This window comes from Novosphingobium sp. (assembly GCF_020852455.1).
Taxonomy (GTDB): domain Bacteria; phylum Pseudomonadota; class Alphaproteobacteria; order Sphingomonadales; family Sphingomonadaceae; genus Novosphingobium.
Map to the genome: position 1 here is coordinate 246,786 of NZ_JADZAT010000010.1, position 22,407 is coordinate 269,192.

Here is a 22,407-nt window from a genome sequence, read left to right on the forward strand (position 1 = left end):
TCCGTCTTGCCGAAGTGAAACGACGGACAGGGATGTCGACTTCGACGATCTATCGCTGGATGAAGGTAGGGAAGTTCCCCAAATCGTTTCCGATTGAAGGGTATATCGTTGTGTGGTCTGAGCTTGAAATTCAAAAATGGATCGACTCGATAATAGAATAATGCAGAATTATTCACGGATAATGAAGTTCTAAATTTTGATGATTTTCGGTATCTAGCTGAGCAGATTTTCCTGGATTGCGATTGTGCGACGCCATGAGGTGACTGTCATCCTTCATCTCCATAGGCGCCGCGTTGCGGGCTTGACCGTCAGCGACAAAATGGACAAAGAACTAGCGATCCGGGCACTGGACATAGCGGTGCGCCTAAGCAATCCGCCGCCGGGCTGCATTTTTTATTCAAATCACTGAAGGCGGAACTGATCTGGCGACAGAAATGGCCAACACGGCGATAAGCAGAGGTCGACACCTTCCAGTGCATCAACGAGTTCTGCAACACCCGCAGGCGGCATTCATATCTGGGCGGCATTAGCCCGCTCGCGTTCGAAGCAAAGGTGGCATACTCAGATAGGTGACCGGCGCAAGACCGTTACAAGTCCAAAGCGATCGAACGCGAAAGTCAGGACATCCGCGCCAAGCCGTCGGTGTTCATCGACGAAATGGCGATACAGCACCGCGACTTACTTGCATTGCATCTCGCCTCCGACCCGAGTCTCGGCCTCGATGTCATGGTCTTTACGCTCGCTGATGCCGACATGTTCGACTGGCGCGCCCGCGCGGCGACGACGCTGCGAGGGCCGGTCTCTTCTGGTCCGATCATCGGGTTCGAAGCCAAGGATGCGCCCGCGAGCGCAGCCCTTGCCGAACTCAGGTCGGGGCTTGATGAGACCTGGCCGGCGAGGTGAAGACGCAACGTCGCGCTTCGATCTCGACCAGGCGCTTTCGGAACATGCCCGCGTGGCCCGGCTCGGTCGGTCACGTAGTTGCTCGGACGCTCGAGGCTAGCCTCAAGGTGGCCGGTGAACTCGAGAGCCTGTTCCAGGACATCTCGGTGCCTTGATCGGGATCGACATGGCGGCTTGGTGGCGACCGACCGCGTCTCGAAGCAGGTGATCCTCGATGCCCTGACCACGGTCGGGAGCACCAACCTGGGCACCTCCAAAAACCGCTCGCCAATCGGCGCATAATTTGATTCACTCCGCCTGACGGGAGGCGGCGATGCGTGAGGCGGGATTGTTCGGGCTGTCGGAGCATTTGAAGCGACTGTCGGCTCACGGCGATCCGCTCGAAGAGTTGAACAGGATCATCGACTTCGAGGCGTTTCGCCCGACGCTTGGCGCGGCGCTGGCCTATGGTGACAGAGCCAAGGGCGGTCGCCCGCCTTACGACCCGGTGGCGATGCTCAAGGTGCTGATCCTGGCTGCCCAGAACAACGTCAGCGACGCGCGGATGGAATATTTGATCCGCGACCGGCTGAGCGGGCTGCGGTTCCTTGGCTTCGACTTGGGCGCCGCGACGCCGGATGCCAACACGATCCGGCTGTTCCGCGAGAAGCTGACCGAGGTCGGCGCACTAGACGCGCTGTTTGCTGATTTCGACCGGCAACTCAAGGAGCGGGGCTATCTCGCCATGGGCGGCCAGATTGTCGATGCAACACTGGTGGCGGCACCCAAGCAACGCAACACCGCGCCCGAGAAGGATGCGATCAAGGGCAGGCAAGACGGCCGGCGAGATATGGCCAGATGAGCCCGCCAGGGCAGCACAGAAGGATACCGACGCGCGCTGGACGCTGAAGTTCGCCAAGGCCAGGCCCACCGCTGATGGTAAGCCGGGGATCGACATTGCCATCCCCAGTTTTGGCTACAAGAGCAGCATCTCGATCTGCCGCGCCTTCGGGTTCATCCGCAAATGCAAGGTCACCGACGGCGCGCGCTTTGACGGGCGCATGCTTCGCGACGTCATCACCAACGACAACACCGCCTCCGACGTCTGGGCCGATACCGCCTATCGCAGCCAAGCCAACGAGCGATGGCTCAGGCGCCAGGGCCGGGTCAGCCGCATCCATCGCAGGAAGCCGCGGGGCAGGCCGATGCCCGAGCGGACCGCGAAGGCCAACGCCGCCAAATCCACAGTCCGGGCCCGCGTCGAGCACGTCTTCGCTCAGCAAAAGGCCAAGATGGGGCTGTTCATCCGCACCATCCGCACCATCGGCATCAAGCGCGCCAAGGCCAAGATCACGCTCGCCAACCTGGCCTACAACATGCACCGCCTGATCTTCCACGAGCGACGAGCAGCGAAGGGATAGGTGCGACCGCAAACAGGAAAACGGCCGAAAAAGGGCGGAATAGGGCCGCTTAAGGCACACACTCGCACCAAAATCCAGCGCCGCCGGCCGCTATCGCTCAGATCACCGAGTTGAAGGAGGTGCCCATCTCTCTTCGCGGCTCGCTTCGGTGAAGAAGGGCGATCTTTCAATGAGTGCCGAGCGGCTCAACGCCGGGACCTACATCACCGAGGTCGAGATTCGCGAACGCGCGCTTGGTTGGGTACCTGAGTTTATGCGCTTCGGTCCGGTCCCGACCGACGAGATCGAAGCCGCACCGGATGTCCCGGTCGCTGCGCCGGAAGTCGGTGCAACCGACGATAACCTGACCCTCTGCGATCTGGCCGCCTTACCTCCTCCTGACAGGCAAAGCCGCTCGTATCTCTGAAGCGGCTCCTAGGCCATCGCGAGGGGTCGCTTCCTTCATGCAGAGATATTACTTCTTGCTCGTCTGAAGAACCTCATTGCCTAAATATCGGATTACTGATCAATAAGCATCAAGATAGATATCTCGCATGATTCATTAGGCGATATTTTCCGACATGCATTTCAAAAGACGTCTTAATTCGGCTTTTTCGACTTCTGAAATGCCAAAAAATAGCCGGGAATAAATAATATCGGCGTCAACTCTAAGTAGAGGTAATATCTCAATCGCTTTATGCAGGGGGTGCAGGGTCCATACTCGGCGATTGCCCTCTACAGGTCTGCGCTCGACGTAGCCCTCCATTTCGAGATGGTCGATGACGTTACCAACGCCGGCGCGCTCGAGTTCCAGGAATCTTGCTAGCTCAGTCTGCGAGAGGCCGGGGCTGCGGAAGATGTAGGCAAGTGCGCGCCATTGCGAGCGGCTTAATCTGAGCTTTGCGCTCGATTTATCGAAAACCCTGCGAAGCTTACGAGGCACTTCCTCAACGAGGAAGACCAGGTTGTCTAACTCAGTGACAAAGTCACGCTCCAAAATCTGCTCACTCATGGCACGGTGCATTAGCGGCGAAACTTCGAATCGACCAGACAGAAAAGGAGATAATGCCCGATGACACTTGACAGTAAATCACCTTACGATAAGGTATGCGTAGTGAAACTGTAAGCGCGGCATGCGCATCAAGCGATTTGCTCACAGAAAATGGTTGTTTAACAATGTGTTATAGCTCTTTCCTGATGAGTGAGGTGGCCGTCGAGATTTGGAAGTCAGGAGAGAGGGGTATAATGATGAGCCGCAAGTTGGCGTTGTTGATTTCCGTATGCAGCGCATCAATTGCGCTGCCGGTGCATGCACAAGAAGCGGCGGATCCGTCGGATCCGAATGAAATTATCGTTACGGCCCAGCGCACCAGCGAGCGGCTTCAGGACGTTCCTGTGGCGGTCTCCGCGTTTTCAAACGATTCTCTTGAACGGCAACAGATCGATAACCCATTGGAGTTGCAACTTGCCTTGCCCAGCACCACGCTGACTTATGGCAATTTCTCCGGGACCAATATCACTATCCGTGGCATCGGCTCCCCGGTGGTGGCCGCATCTGGTGATGCCGGCGTCGCGATCCATTTCAATGACATGCCACTGATCTCAAGCCGCATTTTTGATTCGGAATTCTACGATATCGAACGGCTCGAGGTGCTGCGCGGACCGCAAGGCACCCTGTTCGGGCGAAACGCCACGGCCGGCGTGTTAAACATCATCACTGCGAAGCCGGATCTTTCCGGTTTCAAGGCGTCTGGTGAAGCCTCTTACGGCAACTACAATGCAATCCGGGCCAAGGGCATGGTCAATTTGCCGATCGGCGATATCGCTGGCGTGCGCCTGGCCGGCATGTATCTGAAACGCGATGGTTACACGACGAATCTCAACACCGGCCACAAGATCGATGGTCGCGACTATTACTCACTGCGCGGGTCTTTCAAGATCGAGCCCAGCGACAGCACGCGCTTCACCGTATCGGCGCAATACTTCAAGGAGGATAGCAACCGATCGAGGGGGCAGAAGCAGCTTTGCGCGACCGATCCAACCGCGATTCTCGGCTGCCGTCCGGATCAGGAGGCTTTCGGAGCGATCAACGGCGATGCGACTGCGGTGGGCACATTGGCGAGCCGCGAGTTCCTGACCGTTGCAGGATTTGGCCCGCTTGCTGCTTTCGCACTTGGCAGTGTTTACGCAGACGATGGGAACGCTTACGATACCTCGATCAATCCTTCGGATGTCCGCAAGGTTGCCATTGACTATGAGCCGACCTGGAAATCCGAGCAAATTACCGCGCAGGCGGAACTGCAGCAAAAATTCGGCAGCTTCACGGCCACGATAAATGGCGGGTATTCGCGCAGTGACTATAGCTCTACGCTCGATTACAATCTGACCACAACCCGCAGCATCCTGAACAACCCGGGCCTAGTTGCCCTGCGGGCTGCTGGTGCAGGGGGCAATCCGATCGCCAACGCAATCCTCAATTCAGGTGTGTTTCGCGGTAACCAGATCTGCTCATCGCAATTCGATCCGCTGCACGCTGGATACCTGGCAGGACGAATTTCCCAGTGCGGCGACAATACCAATGAGAATGACTACTCAGGAGGCCACAATGAACAATGGTCTGTGGAAGCACGCATTGCGTCTGACTTCGACGGGCCGTTCAACTTCCTGCTGGGCGGTCTCTATCTCAATGCCAAGGGGCGAGACAACGACTATGCAGTGCTGGCTTCGGGGTTCGACTACATGTCGGCGTTCCTCGGCACAGTAACCGCTTTTGGCGCGGGCTCGCCCTCGTTGAATTTCGGCATGGGGCCTCCGTTTTTTCACAGCGACACCGATCGCTCAGAGCTGAAGACCTACGGTTTCTTCGGTGAAGTCTATTTCAAGTTTTCCGACAACCTTAAGCTCACTGGCGGCCTGCGATATTCGAACGACAAGAAATACATCAGGGCGCGTCAGCCATTCCTGAATGTCTTGGTTCCGTTCGGGACCAGCGATGTGAATGCTCTGCTCCTAAATTTTGACGGTGATAGTTCCACGCCTGGGCAGCAGACTTTCGCCGAACAAAGGGGAACCTTTGACGCGGTCACGGGCCGTGTGGTTCTCGACTGGAAGCCCGAGCTGAGTTTTACGCGAGATACGCTGGTCTATGCCAGCTACACCCGCGGCAACAAGCCGGGAGGCTTCAATCCGCCTTATGATCCCAACTTGTTCCCGCCGATCCCGCTCACCTTCAAGGGCGAAACAATCGATGCATTCGAAATCGGCACGAAGAACACTTTTCTGGGCGGCGAGCTTCAGCTGAACGCGACGGCATTTTACTATAAGTACAAGGACTTCCAGGTCAGTCGAATCATCAACCGGACATCTTTCAACGACAACACGAATGCGAAGATCTACGGGGTGGAAGTCGAGGCGATTGTTAAGCCATCTCGAAATTTCACCGTCAACGCAAGCATGTCCTATCTCAGCACGGAAATTTCGGACTTCAGCACAGTTGACACTCGCAACCCGTCAAATGGGCGGTCCGACGTAGTTATCATCAAGGATTTGCAGAGCGCCGCAAACTGCGTTGTTGCGCCAAGCGTCGAAGGTAGTGTGCCGATTGCCAACACGCTTGCGCTGGTCAACGGATTCAATGCAGCGGCAGGCGGGGGTCTGATCCGTCCGGCGGTTCAGGTTCCTGGGACGAACTCCTATGGCGCCTTCTCACTTTGCGGCGCGCTGGGATCGTTCCTGCGTGCCAACACGCCTGCTGGCACGTATCTCTTCGATGCCGGTGCGGGCGGGGGTTTCTTCCTCCCTGGCGGCGTGGAACGGAACCTTAAAGGCAACGAGCTTGCAAATTCGCCCAATTGGAAATTCTCGGTCGGTGCACAGTATGACGCCGAGCTTGCGGGGGGATGGACCATTTCACCCCGAGTAGACGTGCATTTCACAGGAGAATCCTGGGGCAGCAATTTCAACACGATCCGCGACAAGATTTCGGCTTACGAAATCGTCAATGCTCAGGTGACGCTGACCGCTCCCGAAGATCGCTTTTTCGCGCGGGCATTTGTGTCGAACGTGTTCAATTCGCAGGCGATTACTGGCAAATATGTCACCGATCCTTCATCCGGCCTGTTCACCAATATTTATACGCTCGACCCAAGAACTTACGGAATTTCTGCAGGATTTAAGTTCTGATTCATATTACGGGTAATGTAAATAAATTACAGGACAATTTCTGTTCTAATAATAAACTACAATATTGATTAAAATATCTAATCTGAGAGTCATCTAGACTGCTCAAATATTGACTATTGACAAAAAGTAGCGAAGAGTTGAAATTTAGTTCTTTATTTTATGTTTGTTTTGTGGAAAGAGGTAATCGGGCCTCATCAGCCCACTCTCAAAAACTTGGGTCGTGCGCGAGCACGGCCCTTTTTTTCGATCGGGGAATTTTCCATACGTCAGTTGCGCTAGAGCAGTTTCCACACGAAATGGATCGATGGAGATTCCCTTTGCGGCTTCGATGTGATTCAGACTTCCTGTTGGTGGCAGGAAGCCAGCATGGATGGCGCGAACTCTTTCACAGGACCTTCGGGACAGGGTAGCTGCCGCAATTGACGGCGGCTTGAGCTGTCACGCGGCAGCTCGCGTTGGGGCGTAACCGGTGTTCACAGGCCACTGCGGTCCAACGCATAAGTTCGTCGACGCGGTTGGCGGGGTGACCGTTGGCGAGCGCGGTGAGTGTTGTGGTCAGCCAGGTGTGTGGGTTGATGCCGGTGATCTTGCAGTTCTCGAGCGTGGCGATGACCACCCAGTTATCGCCGCCCACGTCGGAGCCGGCGAACAGCGCATTTTTGCGATTCAATGCAAGCGGCCGGATCGATCGCTCGACGGTGTTGGAGTCGAGTTCGACGCGGCCATCGTCGAGGAACACGGTTAGGCCATCCCAACGGCTCAGCGCGTAGCGGATCGCCTCGGCGAGCTTGCTCTTGGCGCTGACCTGGCGAAGCCGGGCATCTAGATAAAGGCGCAGGTCGTAGATGACGATGCGTGAGCGTTCGACGCGCAGGGCCCGGCGCTGCTCGGCCATGGAGCCGCGCACCTCGTCCTCGATGGCGTAGAACATGGCGATGCGGCGCAGGACCTCGGTGGCGACGGGCGACTTGTCCGCCAGCTCGAAAAACTTCCGGCGCACTTGCGACCAACAAAATGCGAGTTGGATTTGCTGCCGACGCTTTGCCAGCGCAGCGTAGCCGCCATAGCCGTCAACTTGCAGGATGCCGGCGAAGTCGCCCGGATGCGCTTCAGCGCGTTCCGATTTACGGTCGGCGGCGTAGACATAGGCAACCATCGGCGGATCATTGCCACCCCAGGGCCGGTCATCGCGGGCATAGGCCCACAGCTGGCCAGTCTTGGTCCGGCCCGCGCCCTGATCAAGTACTGGCGCGGTGGTCTCGTCGGCAAACAGCCGTTCGGATCGTCGCAATCGCTCGAGAATGTGGTCGCGCAACGGACGAAGGTACCAGCGGCCCGGCCGACCCAATCCGCCAGCGTCGATCGATCAAGCTGGATACCCTGCCGAGCATAGATCTGCGCCTGACGGTACAATGGCAGGTGATCGGCATACTTAGCGACCAGCACCTGCGCGATCAGCGTTTCGGTGGGAATGCCGCCTTCGACGATCCGCGCTGGTGCCGGGGCCTAGAGCGTTTTCCGATCATGCTGGATCATACCCGCATGAGCTGAAGTAGTTGGCGCATTCGTCGGGTTGGAAGATGTCGACAAGCTTGCCGATCAGGTCCCACAGGCCACTTACGGTTCGCTCGCCTTCTTTGCGCAGCATTGCCTTCAGCCGGGAGAATGCCTTCTCGATGGGATTGAAGTCTGGGCTATAGGGGGGAAGGAAGCGCAGGGTTGCGCCTGCTGTCTCGATGGCTTCTTGCGCCGATGCTCGCTTGTGGCTCGACAGGTTGTCCATGATGACGATGTCTCCCGGTCGCAGTTCCGGCACGAGCACTTGAGTCACGTAGGCTTCGAACCAGTCTCCGTTGATCGGGCAATCAAGCACCATTGGTGCCACCATGCCGTTCATACGCAGGCCGGCGACGAACGTGGTCGTTTTGCGATGACCATGCGGGAAGCCCATCCGCAGTCGCTCACGCTTGGCGCAGCGGCCGTGGCTTCGGGTCATGTTGGTGGCGGTCCATGTCTCGTCGATGAACACGAGGCGCTCCGGCTCCAGATCGATTTCGCCGTTGAACCAGCGCCGGCGCTGGCTCAGGACGTCGGGGCGGTCTTGCTCGATCGCGTGGCCGGTCTTTTTTTCCTCGTAATTCCGCGACGATCGAAGAACCGCCACAGCGTACCAATGCCGACCAGGACTCCCTGGGCGGCAAGTCCGGAACGGAGCTCGGCAAGGGTAATGCCGCCATTGTCGTCGAGCATCGTCATTATCAGCCCAGCGTGAGCATCGGTCTTGGAGGAACGCTGGTCACCACCCGGCTTGCCAGCAACTGCCCGACCATGCGCAAGCCCCATCTGACGCCAGCGGACCGCCGTAGCCACGCCGATACCGAAACGCGCTGCGACGGCTCGGCAACTCATGCCGCCCTCCACCGCAGCAACCACTCGATCCCGCAAATCCTGAGATAACGCTCTGGCCATCAATGCTGGCCTCCTGCCCAGCAGGCAGGATGAATCAGATTTTCAGCCGAACAGGAATCCCCGTCGATTCAGCAGCTGTGGAAAACGCTCTAGCGCCGCCAATGCGTCGGGCCCTTTGCGGAAATCCACCGGTCGCGTTGGCACCATCACGCGCGCGCCAGGGCCGGGTCCGATCATCGGGTGGCCTTGAGTGCTTCTATCACCGCGGTAATCACGCTGGCATTGGCACCGCGCGCAATCTTTACCGCTACGCAGTCAATCTCCAGTTCCACCGCAGCCGTTGAAGCACGCCGCCTGTGCCGGGCTCGACGCGCAGATGCCGGATCCGGCAGTGGGCTCAACTCGACCACTGCGGGCACGAACGCCGTGGTAGCCGGTTCTGCCGGCAAAGGTGCCGGTCCTTGACCGCCAGTTACTTGTGCAAATCCTTCCGCCAAGCATAGACCTACGAAGGGTCAAGACCATGGCGACGGGCAACGGCGCCGACACCTCTGTTGCCCGCATAGCACTCCGCCACAATCGATGCCTTGACCTCCGGTGGCCAATCGCGCCGTTTGCCCGCACCGGTGAATATCTCGAACCGCTGCGCGCCCTTGCTCACAGGATCATCACACGGGATTATCATAGGAGTAGCGCCTCAGCCCAAATCAGGCCCGCAAGCTCAACGTTGGACATTACCCGCGCAAGGTGGGGGCCGAACAGCGGTTACGGATCGAAGATGGCAACGGCCAATTGTTGGCGAGTGGCCGGGGTGTCTATGTCGGCTAGGTTCTAAAGCTGGCGTTTGCATGGCGCAAACGGCATGATTAAACTGGCTGGCTAGATAGCAAAAGGAAAGACGAGATGCGCCATGATAAAGGAGCACATGAGCCCAAACCGGCAGCAACGATCATGTTGCTGCGCGATGATCCCGAATTCCAGGTGCTGATGGTTAGACGCCACCAGCAAGTCGATTTTGCCTCCGGTGCGCTCGTTTTTCCCGGCGGAAAGTTACATCGAGGCGATTCGAACCCGGCCTGGGTGGAGCATTGCGCTGGATGGGATCAGTTTGACGTTGTTCAGCGTTCCCTTCGCATAGCTGCAATCCGTGAGGTCTTCGAAGAGGCCGGCATTCTGCTGGCGCGCTATCCTGGCAGCGACCTGTTCGAGGCCGCTTCTGATCCAGATGTGCGTGCCTCCGTCGAACGTGGCGAAATTGCCTTCATCGACGTGGTGCGTGAATTGGGTGTGCTTTTGCGGCTTGATGCGCTCAGCATTTTTGCCCGTTGGATCACGCCGCTGATCATGCCAAAGCGGTTCGACACCTTTTTCTATGTGGTCCACGCCCCCGCCAACCAGGTCGCTGCCTGCGATGGGCACGAGACCGTCGATGCCGAATGGATCTCACCAAGCGATGTCTTGCGCCTGGCCAAATGCGGCGAGCGCACGGTTATCTTCCCGACTCGGATGAACGTGCAACTGCTGGCCGAAGCCAATGATGCGGCGGATTGTATCAAGCGCGCGGAGGAGCGAACCTTGGTTACCGTTATCCCCGCGCTGGAAGAACGCGATGGCAAACGTCTCCTCGTGATTCCCGATAATGCCGGTTATGGTTCCGTAGTCGAAGTTGTCGGATAGCTATTACTAATCAGGGTTGAAAAACTAATAACGCCAAGTCAAGGCAGCCTCCGGGACACAATGAAGCATCCCGGAAGCTGATGATGACTAATCAGAACTTGCCGCGCACCGTGACACCGTAGGTACGTGGCTCGGCGAGGAATGACGAGAAGATTTGCCGTCCGCCCGGAAACTGGGGATAGCCGTAACTGGCTGAACTTCCGCCTGCCTGATAAGGCGTGTTGAAGGTTACCTGAGTGTAGTCCTGGTTGAAGAGATTCTGGACCCAGAACTCCACTCCCCAACGCTCATCCTGACCACGCAAACCAATGCGTCCATTGACGACCACGAAGCTATCTTGACTCTTTTGCGGATAGAGGTCCGACCCTGTATTATAATCCGAGCTGAGCCGGGCATCGACGTAAAACAGCGCATGCAATCCCGAACTGCCGATTTCGGGTGTCCAGGAGGCCGAACTGGTGACCACCCACGGTGCGGAATTCGAGATCTGCTTGCCAGGCAGCACGCGCAATGCCGGGTCAAGCGGAGCACCTTGGCTGTTTCCGACCAGGTTGTCGCGGTATTTTGTGCTGGCGTAAGTGACACCAAGGTTAAAGGTCAGATTGCGCACAGGGCGCAAGGAACCCTCGATCTCCACACCCTGGCTGAGGACACCGTAGCCAACATCGCCGGAAGCACAGGAGCCGGTAGCTGGATCAGCGTCCCTGTCCGCACCGCCCAGGCTAGCCTTGCAACCGTTGACCGTTTGAACGATGTAAACCGCGCCGGCGAAAGTGTTCAACTGGAAGTTGCTGAACTCCTGCCGAAATCCTGTCACGGACAGGCTGAATTCCCGCGAGCTGTACTTCAGACCCACCTCATAGGCTTTGACATATTCCGGATCGAACATGAGGTTGTGGACATAGGCCTGCGCGCCGCCACCTGCCGCAAATGGCATGATTGGCGACTTAAGGGCAGATCGATCGAGATTGAATCCACCCGCCTTGTATCCCTTTGAATAGTTGGCATAGATCATTACCTCTGGGCGGACCTGATAGGAGAGGCCCGCCGTATAGGTGAATTCACTTTCACTGCGCTTGCCGTTGATCGAGACCCTGTTCACCTCGGATGTCGAGTTCCCCTGGCAGCCCAGGCTGAGGAGCGATCCGGCTAGCGTGCGAACCGTGGCGTTGGCGCTGGAAAGATCATCGATCAAGGTTCCCTGCAATGCCGGACAAATCGTGTTGTTGTTGCCAAAGGTGGCGTCGAGGCTCTTGTCTTCCCACGTGTAACGCGCGCCAAGCGTCAACTTCAATTCATCGGCAAGTGTGATGATGTTGTGCGTGAACATCGCATAATTCTTGGAATGCTGGTGGTACGAATCCATCGTCGTACCGACGTTGCGGATCGAATCGAGGCGATCAAAGCCATTGATAATGTCAGCGCCAAAACTTCCCACGACAGTCCGGCCGGTTGCACTGAGGCAACCGGTGCTTGCAGGATCGTAGAAGCCCGCGAGGCCTCCGCCCGAAACGATCCGGCAGGCGGCGAAGCGTCCGTATTGGCTGCCAAAGCGCAGCGCATCGTCGACATTCAGCTTTTCGTCCGCGAAATAGCCCCCAACCAGCCAATCCAGCTTATCGTCGAAGGCTGAACCCTGAAGGCGCAATTCCTGGGTGAAGGTCTTGAACTGCCGGAAAGAGCCAGGAGCCCTGTAGAGCAGATCAACCGTGGAATAATCGCTATCACCTTCCTGTTCGCTCTTGAACTCGCGATAGCCCGTGATGGAGGTGAGCTTTGCCGCGCCGAAATCGTGATTGATCTCAAGCGAAACGCCACCATCGTTGATGGTCCCGCCCATCGGATGGGCGGTGGATGTCCAGATCTTTCGGCTGAACGGATCGCTGAATGCCTGGGACTGTTGGCCGAGATCGAGCAGAACCTTGACGATGTTGTTCTGAGCCGGATCGTTGAGGCCCCCGATCAGCGGATTGAAGGCCGCATCGATATATGCTGCTCCGCAACATGCTTCTTCGCGGTGCGTGTAATCGCCGATCAACCTGACGCTGGTTGCATCCGTCGGTTCGAACAGAAATTGCCCGCGCACGAAATAGCGATCACGGTTGTTAACTGTCGTTCCTGTGTTCACATCGTCATAAAAGCCGTCGCGCTTGGCGTATACGCCCTCAATCTTTGCCGCGAGTGTATCGGTCAAAGGGCCGGTTATCGAACCAGCCAGGCGCCAATAATCATAATTGCCATAGCTGGCCTCGGCGTTCGCTCCGAAGGTGAAGGATGGCTTCTTGCTGATCACATGAATCAAGCCAGCCGACGCATTCCGGCCAAACAGTGTGCCCTGCGGTCCGCGCAGCACTTCGATCCGCTCGACCTCGCCAAGTTCCGACAAGGCAACGCCGGACCGAGACCGGTAGACGCCATCAATGAATACCGCGACCGAACTTTCAAGGCCCGGATTGTCCCCGACTGTCCCCACGCCGCGAACGCGCGCCGAGCCGTTAGCTTCGGTTCCTGTCGAAGAGACCATCAAGGAAGGTGCGAGCTGGCCAAGTTGCCGAATATCGCTTGCGCCGGAATTCTGCAACGATTGAGCATTAACGGCGGTAACCGCCAGCGGAACCTTGGAGAGGGTTTCCGAACGGCGGGTTGCGGTGACCACGATTTCTCCACCCGGCGCTTGCTGCTCGACCTGCTCGCTCACATTTGCCTCACCCCCGGCGGTTTGCTGGGCCAGAGCAGGACTCGCTATCGCTAATAGGCTGCATGATCCCGACAACGCCATCAAATGAAAACCATTAGATCTCAACATATAATCCTCCTCACTTTTTTAGAATCTTGAACTCACGTTGATTTCTAGCTGCCGATCAACCGGGCGGCCAAAGCCAGCATCCTAGCACCGATCGGATCGCGGCAAGAAATGCCAAGGGCTGATCCAGCATCAAATGGTGTCGTGAATTGGGTATCGCGATGATCGGGATGTCGGTTCCGCCAAGCTCGTGCACGAAATTCCGCGAGTCTCGCGTGAACAACAGGCTTTCCTCGCCATGCACGATCGCCTTTCGCCCCGGTGCCGAAACCAGTTTAGGGCCGATCGCTAGCCAATCGGCACGCGAATTGTCGCGATTGAACACCGCAGGCGAGAACTTCCAGCTCCAGCCGCCTTCGACCCGGCGCAAGGAATGATAGGCCATATAGTCCATCAGGAACGGTTCCCCCACTTGCTGCGGCGGCGAGAGCTTGTAGCGGCTGCGGGCAGTCGCAAAGTCCGGGTAGATGCGCTGCGGCTTGTCGGGATTGCCTGAACCCGGGCTGGTGTGGCCGCCTGCCCAGAATGCTTCGAGCATGGCGGGGCGCAGGGTCATCATGTCGCAAGTGGCTGCACCGGCAAAGCCGCCAGGCAATTGTTCAAGCGCCTCCAGCGCGACACTGGCACCGAAGCTGTGCGCGACGATCGCCGGTTTCCGGTCAGCATCGAACAAGCCCAGCGCCCGCGCCACTCCGATCATTTCCCGGCCGCGCGCGGCCATGTCGCAATTTTCGCGCACCGCGCTGTCGCCCATTGCGGACAGGTCGTAGGCTACGACGTCGTAATCGTTCGCAAGGAATGGCGCGATGAAGGCAAAGCAGCGGGCGTGGGCGAGGAAGCCGTGAGTCATCAGCACGGGTGGCTTACCGCGCTGCCCCCACCGGAAATAGTGGATCCCCGTGCCATCAACCTCAACGAAGCCTTCCTCGCGCGGAACGGCAAGGGCATCGACAAACCAGCGGGGCAGTTCTTCAGGGTTCGGTGCCCATTCCGGATCGATATCGCCAAGACCGTTCGTTATGTCACTCGACAAGGTATTTTCCGATCAGAATGTTCAAGAAACGAGACCGAAGCCGCGATAGCCATTTGCGGCAACGTCGGCACAGATCTGGGCGTAGGTTGATACGCTCGGGAAGTTGATCAGCTGGCGCTTCTTGCCTGGAATGTTATCGCCCATGTACCAGGACTTGGCTTTGGGAAAGAGCGTCATCGCACCGATCTGTTCGACCATGTCGGTCCATTCGCGCTCCGCTGCCGGATCGGGCTCGAACCGTGTTATCCCCTCGCTCCTCAGGTGAGCCAGGAAATCAGTCGTCCAGTCGCCCTGCAGCTCGGCCGCGGTCGGACCATTGGAAAAGCCGGATGGACTCAGCGGGCCGTAGTGGAACAGCATATTGGGGAACCCGGAAACGGAATTGCCCAGATAGGCGCGGACCCCGTCCTTCCACGCGTCACCCAGGTTAAAGCCTTCGGTGCCGAGCAGATTCATGTCGATCAGCCCGCCGCTGCCGGCATCGAACCCCGTGGCGAATACGATGATGTCGCATTCGATCAGGCCGCTTGCGGTCTCGATACCGCTGGGGACCACACGTTCGATCGGATCGCGCTTGAGATCGACCAGCGACACATTGTCCTGTGCGAATATCTCGTAATAGTTCTGTTCGAGCGAGGGTCGTTTCGTGCCGAAGGGATGCGGAGGTTCCATCGGCGCCAATGCCTCGTGAAGCAAGGGATCGGCAATCCGCGCGCGGACCTTCTCGCGCCAGAAATCGTAGGCGAAGCGGTTGGCGCGTTCGTCGGTCAGCAGATCGGCGAAATTGTTGTACCAGAACCGCAGGCCGCCGGCTCGCCATAGACGTTCGAAAGTTGCGATACGTTCGACTGCATCGACGTCGAGCGCGCTGATTTCCATTCGATCGGCATCGAAGCCGCCGTTCGAGGTCTGCCGTCTGGCAAAGATCGTGGGATAGGCAGCCTTTTCCTGCGCTTGCTGCTCAAGGCTCAGCGGCTGCTGCTGCATCGGCAGAGCCAGGATCGGGGTGCGCTGGAACAGGGTCAGCTGCGCGGCGTCGCGCGCGGCTTCCTGCGCAACTTGCACGCCGCTCGCCCCGGTGCCGATGATCGCCACCCGCTTCCCGGCCAACGGAAGGCCGTCCTGAGGCCAATGCGCGGTATGGTGCCGTTCACCCGCAAACGTTTCCAGGCCGGCAATGTCCGGAGTATAGCATTTGGCGGCAAAACCGGCACAAGGCAGCAGGAAGCGGGCGCTGATCTGCTGGCCTTGCGCCGTATCGACACGCCAGACATCGCTTTCGGCATCGAAGCGGGCACCAGACACCCGCGTCCCCATGTCCATGTCGGGCCAGAGCTCCAGCTTTTCGCACACGTAGCGGAAATATCGTCGCAGCTCTCCGCCGCCGGGAAACCGTTCGCTCCAGGTCCAGTCCCGCCACAACTCGGGCAGCGAGAATTCGTAGATCGGGACGTGCGAATCGACCCGGGCACCGGGATAACAGTTCCAGTACCAGATCCCGCCGGGTTCGGCGGCGGCGTCGATCAACCTTGTGCGAAACCCGGCCTGACGCAGCCGGTGGAGCAGATAGATTCCGCTGAATCCCGCCCCGATGATCAGTGCGTCGCAGTCTGGATCGGGTGCGCTCATTGGGCGGCGCTCAGCTTGGCGGCAAGGTCTGCCGCGCCCTTGTAGTCGGCCTTGCCGTTGGGCGCACGCAACGCCATCGCGGTAGCGAACACGGCCTTGGGGGTCTTGTAGCCCGCCAGTTTGCTGCGGACATGCTCCTTGACGGCCGGTTCATCGAGCGTCTCGCCCGCGGTAAGGTGAACCACTGCGGTCACCGCCTGGCCCCACTTCTCATCGGCGACCCCCACGACCAGCGCATCCTCGATAGCCGGATGAGTCTTGAGTACTTCCTCGACCTCTTCGGGATAGACCTTTTCGCCAGCGGTGTTGATGCATACGCTGCCCCGGCCGAGCAGGGTCAGGCTGCCATCGGCCTCGACCGTGCACCAGTCCCCGGGGATCGAGTAGCGGACTCCGTTGATGGTCTTGAAAGTCCGTGCCGATTTTTCGGGATCCTTGTAATAGGCCAGTGGGATCGGCCCCTTGAGGGCGATAAAACCCGGTGTGCCGGTGCCTGGGCGGACCAGTTGGTCGTTCTCGTCGAACACGTCACAGAAACCGCCGATGGTGAACTTCGCCGTCTCGGTGGTCCCGGCGGCAGTCGTAATCGAGCGCCCGAAACCAAGCCCTTCCGAAGCGCCGAAGCTGTCCATCAGGGCCACTTGCGGAATATGCCCAATCAAGCCCTGCTTGACCTCCTTGCTCCACATCACCCCCGACGAGACGATGGTGATCAGGCTTGAGGTATCGAAACCGCCAGGGTTATCATCGAGGGCTTTGAGCATCGGTTTGGCGAAGGCATCGCCGACGATCGCGATCGACTGCACCTTGTTGCGTTCGACCGCTTCCCACAACTCGACCGCGTCGAGCGAGGGATTGTCCAGCGTGACAAGGCAACCACCCGAGGCGAGCGTCCCGATCGCCGTGATGAAGCCCGTCCCGTGCATCATCGGGCAGGCTGGCAGAGTCATCCGACCCGGGCCTTCGGCGCGGATCATGGCGACGGCTTCGTCGAGGCTGTCCGGCACAGGCGCGAGCATGCGCTGCGCATCGAGCTGGGCTTCGCGCATATCGGTGTGGCGCCAGACCACACCCTTGGGCATGCCGGTCGTCCCGCCGGTGTAGATGAACAGTTCATCGTGCGGCGACCGCTCGATCCCCAGCGGCGAACCGTCGCCCGATGCCGCGAGATCTTCATAGGCAAGCGCAAGCGGGGCCTTTGCCGCCGCATCGCCGATTTCGACGAAAAGCTTGGCCTTGGTCAGCCGGTCCTTCAGTTCGACTATGCAATCGCGGAATTCGGCGCTGTAGAAAATGGCCTCGCTGTCGGAATCGTCGAAGATGTAGAACACCTCCTCGGGGCGGTAGCGATAGTTGATGTTCACATGGGTGAACCGGCCTTTGAAGCAAGCCGCCATCAGTTCGCCGTATTCAGGGCGGTTGCGCATGTAGAACGCGACCTTGGTTCCGGGCAAAATGCCGTTCGCCGTAAGGAAGCGCGCGATATTGTTCGACCGCGCGCCCATTTCCGCCCAGGTGACGACACGCGTGCCGTGGATCAGGGCCGGTGTATCTGCGGGAAGGGCAGGCTCGATCGCGTCCAGTATGTCGCCAAGATTCCACTTTGCCATTGGAACTGTCCTCTCGCTTAGTCAGACCCCTCTTGCGGTCCAGCCTTGCAGTATCGCCGCCTCTTCCCGGACCGTTTCGGGTCCGCCCAGTACCTGCCGGTCGAAACCGATCCGCTTGAACCAGTAATGCAGCCCTAACAGGTCGGTGAAGCCCATGCCGCCGTGCACCTCGGTTGCGGTCCGGGCGACAAACCGGCCTACTTCGCCGGTGTGCGACTTGGCATGGCAAGCGACCAGTTCCGCTTCGGCTGGGACCGCGTCAAACGCATGGGCCGCATACCACACCAGCGACCGGCACGGCTCGTTCTTCGCGGCCATTTCAGCGCACATGTGCTTGACCGCCTGGAAGCTGCCGATCACCCGCCCGAACTGCTCGCGCTGCCCGGCATAGGCAACCGCCTGGGCGATCATCGCATCCGCCGCACCTAGGCTGTCCGCCGCGAGCAGGATGCGGCCTGCGGCAATCAGTCGCCGCGCCGCCGCACCGCCGTCGTCGGCCAGGGCTTCCGCCGGGGTCGACGCAAGCCGCAGTTCGCCGACCGAGCGCGTCGCGTCGATCGTCTTGAGGGCAATCAGCTCCAACCCGTCTGCCTGCGCCGATACGATGTGCAGCCGACCGGCTTCGTCGGCGATCATGAAGTGATCGGCCTCCTCGCAATCGAGCACGAACAGCGCCGTGCCAGTCAGCGCGCCACCGGTGCAACGCACGCCCGAACCATCGCGGCGGGAGACCTGCTCATTCACCCCGACGCCGAAACGCACCTCGCCAGCTGCAATGCGCGGCAACCATTGGGCCTGCTGCGCCTCGGATCCGGCCGCGATCAGCGCGAGCGGCGCCATCACGTTGCGAGCGGCGAACGGCACCGGCGCCACCGCTTCCCCCAGCGCCGTAGCAACGACCGTTGCATCGAGCAGTCCCATGCCAAGGCCGCCATGGGCCTCCGGCACCACCAGCCCGGGTAGCCCCAATTCGGCCAGCGCGGCCTGGCTTTGCGCGCTAACCGCGCTGCCGGCTTCGGCCACTTGCCTGACATGATCGAGCGGAGAGAGTTCGCGCAGCAGCCGCGTAACGCTTTCTGCCAGCATCTGCTGTTCCTGCGAAAGTCCGAAATCCATCACTGCCCTCCTTGCGCGGACGGGCCTTTGGGCAGGTCCAGGCGCGGCTCGCGCGGCATGTTGAGGCCGCGCTCCGAAATGATGTTCTTCTGGATCTGGGCGGTTCCGCCGCCGATGATCAGGCCAAGCTGGAACATGTAGTTCCATTGCCAGCTGCCGTTTGCGCGCTCGTGGGCGCTGCCGTTGTAGAGGATTCCCAATTCGCCCAGCGCGTCGATCGCCAAAGCGGAAATCTGGTGGGCCAGCTCGCAGGCCTGGAGCTTGACGATCAGCTTGGCCATGCCGCCCGGCTCGCCCTTGATCTGGTTCGATAGGATCCGCATCCCGTTGTACTTCATCGCCGCGACTTCGGCCTGGAGCGCCACCAGCCGGTCGCGAAGGGCCGGAAGGTCGATCACCCGTGCACCGCCGACCTGTTCCACCTTCATCAGTTCGATCAGCGCGAGCAGCCGGTTTTCGAGTGCGTCGGGATCGCCCAGCATCCCGCGTTCGTGCCCGAGCGTGGCGTTGGCGACGAACCAGCCTTGCCCGCGCTGGCCGACGATCTGATCGACCGGCACGCGCACATCGGTGAAGAAGGTTTCGTTGAATTCGGCATGGCCGGTCATGGTCCTGAGCGGGCGGACTTCGATCCCCGGCGTGGTCATCGGGAAGATCAGATAGCTGATCCCCTGGTGCTTGGCTGCGTCCCCTTCGGTCCGCACCAGGCAGAAGATCATGTCCGCTTCCTTGGCGGTGCTGGTCCAGATCTTCTGGCCGTTGACGACGAAGTCGCCGCCTTCAACCCGGGCGCTGGTCTTGAGACTGGCGAGGTCCGATCCCGATCCGGGTTCGGAATAGCCCTGGCACCACACCACATCGCCGGCCAAAGTCGGTTCGATCCAGCGCCTCTTCTGCTCTTCGGTGCCAAGTTCGAGCAAGGTCGGCACCAGCATCGAAATGCCCTGGTTGGCGAGTCCGCCGGGCACACCGGCGCGCGCAAACTCCTCGGCGATGATCCGGGACTTGAGAATGTCGGGCTCGGCCCCGAACCCGCCGTATTCGCGCGGAATGGTGCGCGCGGTGTAGCCATGCTCGATCAGCAGCTTCTGCCAGGCCACGCCTTCATTCGACGGGCGGGCCGCACGACCGGCATTCTTTGGTGCGAGATGGCGATTGACGGCGATGAAGTCGCGCACCTCTTCGCGGAACGTCTCATACTCGGGGCCATAACTCAGGTCCATTGCACAGCGTCCTTTCAGGCCGGCCGGAAGACGGGCAAGCGAAAGTCTTCCCCGATGGTTTCGAACGCGAGTGCCACCGGCAGGTCGAGCCGGACAGCGTCGATCGGGCAATCGATCAGCCGCGTGGCCATGCGGACCCCCTCGTCGAGCTCGACCACTGCGGCGACATAGGGAATGTCCGCCGCGAAGGCGGGGTGCAGCGCCTGATGCACCACGGTCCACGAAAACACCGTGCCCTTGCCCGAGCTTTGTTCCCACGCAAAGTCAGGCGAGCCGCAACGCGCGCACATGTAGCGCGGCAAGTGCCGCCACGAACCGCAACCCCCGCATTTCTGGAAGTAGAGGTGCCCATCCTGGCACCGCTTCCAGAATTCCTGCTCGACCGGGTCTTGCGGGCGAGGCCGCGGCTTGGCCGGCGCAGCGGCGGCCGCGGCGCGCGCCTTGGGAGAAAGATCTTCGTCCATCAGCCAAACCTCCGCAAGATGGCAACACTGCCGTCACCCAGATCGCCCCAGCCGGTGACCAGCCCGGTCTGCGCCCCTTCGACCTGCCGCTCGCCGCAGTCGTGCCGCAGCTGGCGCACCGCTTCGACCACGTGGTTGAGCCCCCAGACGTGGGCTTCGCTGAGCAGGCCGCCGTGCGTGTTGAGCGGAAAGTTCCCGCCAAGCTCGATCTGGCCATCCTTGACGAAATCGAGCGCGCCGCCCGGCTCGCAATAGCCCATCGCCTCAAGCTGGAGCAGCACCACGTAGGTAAAGCAATCGTAGACCTGGAGGAAATCCATGTTGCTACGCGACACCCCGGCCATCTCGAAAGCCTTGGGCGCGGCATAGGACAGGCCGATCTTGAACGGATCGGGCCGGGACGGAATATCATCGGCGGGATAAGGATGGCCTTCGGCAGCGCCCGCGATCGTCACCGGAACGTGCCGCAGGTCGCGCGCGCGATCGAGCCGTGAGACCACCACCGCACAGGCCCCGTCGGTTTCGAGACAGCAATCGTAAAGCCGGAACGGTTCCGAAATCCACCGCGCCGCATGATAGGTCTCACGGTCCAGCGGCTTCCCGTAGGTGAACGCCTTGGGATTGAGCTGGGCGTGCTTGCGGCAAGCCAGGGCGATGGCGGCGGTTGCTTCCGGCCCCACCCCATAAAGCTGCGAATGCCGCATCGCCAGCCAGGCGTACATCTGCACCGGCAGGAATACGCCGTAAGGAATGTAGTACCCCTGGATGGTGTTTGTCAGGGTGTTCATGTTCATCGACCGGGTCGGCGGCGCGCCCGGTTTGGGCCGCAGCGCCGAAAAGCCGTTCCAACCCAGCGTGACCAGCACGTGATCGCACAGCCCGGCGGATATCGCCATCGCGGCGTTCTGCAGCGCGGTGGTCGGGCTGGCGCCGCCCATGTGCACCGTCGCCGCATAGCGCAGCACGTCGATCCCGAGATTGGCGGCCAGCTCCTCGCTGGTGGTATAGATCGGCGGCGGCACCATGCCGTCGATGTCCGAAGGCTTGAGCCCGGCATCGGCAATCGCCTTGCGCGCAGCCTCCAGCATCATGTCGACGGCGGTGCGTTCAGTGCCCTTGACGAAATCAGTCTCGCCAACCCCGGTGATAGCTGTCTTGTCGGAAAAGGTCATGCCGGTTCCAGGTCTCTTTGTCGTTGCATGGCGAGTTCGCGGCGGACCTGGAATTCGACCTCGATCCGTTTGGACTCGGGTTCGGCCCTTCTGTATCGCGGCGCGGGAGCCAAACTGAGCGACGCGCGAACCTCTTCGAGCGGACGATCCAGCAGTTCTTCCCACTGTATTTCGGGAAAGTTCTTGGCCGCACGCCCGCGCCGCCAAGCCTCGATCATCGGGCCCAGTACCGGTAATCCGGGATGCTCACGTCTTGATTTGAGCAGTCCGAGCAGCAGCAGAAAGCCGATGCCGTGGTTGTGGAACTGGGCGTTGCCAAAGGTCAGCACGCAAATTTCGCCCAGCCCATCTCGCCCGTAACCGGTGACAACGTGATAGAGATCGTGCGAATCCCTCATCCGGTTGCGGAACAGGGCGACATCGGGATCGACAAAGGTCCGGACACCACCCTCCTCGCTCGCCTCAACCAGCCCTTCAGCGCTCAGGCCTTCGCCATAGACAAAGGCCAGATATTGCTGTCCCAGGCTCCCCTTCGGGCAGCGCGCCAACCGTTCGCGGTCGCGCAGGCGATCGAGCAGATTGCTCCGGCTGGCCAGGATGCGCCTCCCGCCTTCGGATCCCGCAAACCGCCTGAAATGGCGATAATAGCTGTTTCCAGCCAAGGCCTCGACAATCCTGAATACCTGTGCGGTATCTTCCTTGTCGCGGAGTAGAACCTTTACCGCCGAGAGCGCTTCTCCTGGGCGGATGCGGCGCTTCAGTTCCTGTCCCTTCATCTTCGCCTCGCTTGCCATTTCGATGCGGCTT

At 59.8% G+C, this 22,407-nt stretch carries 16 protein-coding genes and 4 pseudogenes; 7 read left to right on the forward strand and 13 right to left on the reverse strand.

Annotated elements, in window-relative coordinates; genetic code table 11:
• Positions 1–32: 32 nt before the first annotated feature.
• The 5 genes and pseudogenes from IT549_RS05345 (at position 33) to IT549_RS05365 (ending at position 2,709) form a co-directional block, all read left to right on the forward strand.
• Positions 33–161, forward strand: a complete 129-nt coding sequence (locus tag IT549_RS05345) for an AlpA family phage regulatory protein (RefSeq protein ID WP_292970549.1) — start codon at positions 33–35, stop codon at positions 159–161.
• A gap of 104 nt (positions 162–265) precedes the next feature.
• Positions 266–573, forward strand: a pseudogene (locus tag IT549_RS05350) (IS3 family transposase); the annotation flags it as partial.
• Positions 574–648: 75 nt separating this feature from the next.
• Positions 649–1,137: pseudogene (locus IT549_RS16170) on the forward strand (chromosome partitioning protein ParB); the annotation flags it as partial.
• Between the two features lie 79 nt (positions 1,138–1,216).
• A pseudogene (locus IT549_RS05360) lies at positions 1,217–2,303 on the forward strand (IS5 family transposase).
• Between the two features lie 148 nt (positions 2,304–2,451).
• Positions 2,452–2,709, forward strand: a complete 258-nt coding sequence (locus IT549_RS05365; RefSeq protein ID WP_292970553.1) for a hypothetical protein — start codon at positions 2,452–2,454, stop codon at positions 2,707–2,709.
• Between the two features lie 135 nt (positions 2,710–2,844).
• Here IT549_RS05365 and IT549_RS05370 read toward each other — a convergent pair whose 3' ends face one another.
• Complete coding sequence (locus IT549_RS05370) at positions 2,845–3,294, reverse strand: MarR family transcriptional regulator (protein WP_292970555.1); 450 nt, start codon at positions 3,292–3,294, stop codon at positions 2,845–2,847.
• Between the two features lie 236 nt (positions 3,295–3,530).
• Here IT549_RS05370 and IT549_RS05375 point away from each other — a divergent pair, with 236 nt between their 5' ends.
• On the forward strand, positions 3,531–6,464 hold the full coding sequence (locus IT549_RS05375) for a TonB-dependent receptor (RefSeq protein WP_292970557.1): 2,934 nt from the start codon (positions 3,531–3,533) through the stop codon (positions 6,462–6,464).
• A 490-nt stretch (positions 6,465–6,954) separates the two neighbouring features.
• Here IT549_RS05375 and IT549_RS05380 read toward each other — a convergent pair.
• From IT549_RS05380 to IT549_RS05390, 3 genes and pseudogenes are all read right to left on the reverse strand, one after another.
• Positions 6,955–7,970 (reverse strand): annotated as a pseudogene (locus IT549_RS05380) (IS66 family transposase); the annotation flags it as partial.
• 16 nt (positions 7,971–7,986) lie between these two features.
• A protein-coding gene (locus tag IT549_RS05385; RefSeq protein ID WP_292970559.1) for an IS630 family transposase occupies positions 7,987–8,933 on the reverse strand; the annotation gives its coding sequence in 2 pieces (ribosomal slippage) (positions 7,987–8,585 and positions 8,585–8,933; 948 coding nt in all).
• A 445-nt stretch (positions 8,934–9,378) separates the two neighbouring features.
• The gene (locus IT549_RS05390) at positions 9,379–9,558 is read right to left on the reverse strand and encodes a transposase (RefSeq protein ID WP_292970561.1); all 180 of its coding nucleotides are present in this window, start codon (positions 9,556–9,558) and stop codon (positions 9,379–9,381) included.
• Positions 9,559–9,776: 218 nt separating this feature from the next.
• Here IT549_RS05390 and IT549_RS05395 point away from each other — a divergent pair, with 218 nt between their 5' ends.
• Positions 9,777–10,550, forward strand: coding sequence for an NUDIX hydrolase (locus IT549_RS05395; RefSeq protein ID WP_169495434.1), 774 nt, complete (start codon positions 9,777–9,779; stop codon positions 10,548–10,550).
• A gap of 91 nt (positions 10,551–10,641) precedes the next feature.
• Here IT549_RS05395 and IT549_RS05400 read toward each other — a convergent pair whose 3' ends face one another.
• The 9 genes from IT549_RS05400 to IT549_RS05440 form a co-directional block, all read right to left on the reverse strand.
• Positions 10,642–13,248: a TonB-dependent receptor gene (locus IT549_RS05400; protein WP_324476065.1), complete on the reverse strand. Its 2,607-nt coding sequence runs from the start codon at positions 13,246–13,248 to the stop codon at positions 10,642–10,644.
• Positions 13,249–13,411: 163 nt separating this feature from the next.
• On the reverse strand, positions 13,412–14,386 hold the full coding sequence (locus IT549_RS05405) for an alpha/beta hydrolase (protein WP_169495432.1): 975 nt from the start codon (positions 14,384–14,386) through the stop codon (positions 13,412–13,414).
• A gap of 21 nt (positions 14,387–14,407) precedes the next feature.
• A complete protein-coding gene (locus IT549_RS05410; RefSeq protein ID WP_292970569.1) occupies positions 14,408–16,015 on the reverse strand; it encodes an NAD(P)/FAD-dependent oxidoreductase in 1,608 nt (535 codons plus the stop codon).
• On the reverse strand, positions 16,012–17,625 hold the full coding sequence (locus tag IT549_RS05415; RefSeq protein ID WP_169495430.1) for an acyl-CoA synthetase: 1,614 nt from the start codon (positions 17,623–17,625) through the stop codon (positions 16,012–16,014). The genes IT549_RS05410 and IT549_RS05415 overlap by 4 nt, the downstream gene beginning before the upstream one ends.
• Before the next feature lie 21 nt (positions 17,626–17,646).
• The gene (locus IT549_RS05420) at positions 17,647–18,741 is read right to left on the reverse strand and encodes an acyl-CoA dehydrogenase family protein (protein ID WP_169495429.1); all 1,095 of its coding nucleotides are present in this window, start codon (positions 18,739–18,741) and stop codon (positions 17,647–17,649) included.
• On the reverse strand, positions 18,741–19,964 hold the full coding sequence (locus IT549_RS05425) for an acyl-CoA dehydrogenase family protein (RefSeq protein ID WP_169495428.1): 1,224 nt from the start codon (positions 19,962–19,964) through the stop codon (positions 18,741–18,743). Before IT549_RS05425 ends, IT549_RS05420 begins: the two co-directional genes overlap by 1 nt.
• 14 nt (positions 19,965–19,978) lie before the next feature.
• Entirely contained in the window at positions 19,979–20,428 is a 450-nt protein-coding gene (locus IT549_RS05430) for an OB-fold domain-containing protein (protein WP_206379278.1), read from the reverse strand.
• The gene (locus IT549_RS05435) at positions 20,428–21,600 is read right to left on the reverse strand and encodes a transporter (RefSeq protein ID WP_169495427.1); all 1,173 of its coding nucleotides are present in this window, start codon (positions 21,598–21,600) and stop codon (positions 20,428–20,430) included. Before IT549_RS05435 ends, IT549_RS05430 begins: the two co-directional genes overlap by 1 nt.
• Positions 21,597–22,394, reverse strand: a complete 798-nt coding sequence (locus tag IT549_RS05440) for a ubiquinone biosynthesis protein COQ4 (RefSeq protein ID WP_240960231.1) — start codon at positions 22,392–22,394, stop codon at positions 21,597–21,599. The genes IT549_RS05435 and IT549_RS05440 overlap by 4 nt, the downstream gene beginning before the upstream one ends.
• Positions 22,395–22,407: the final 13 nt, after the last annotated feature.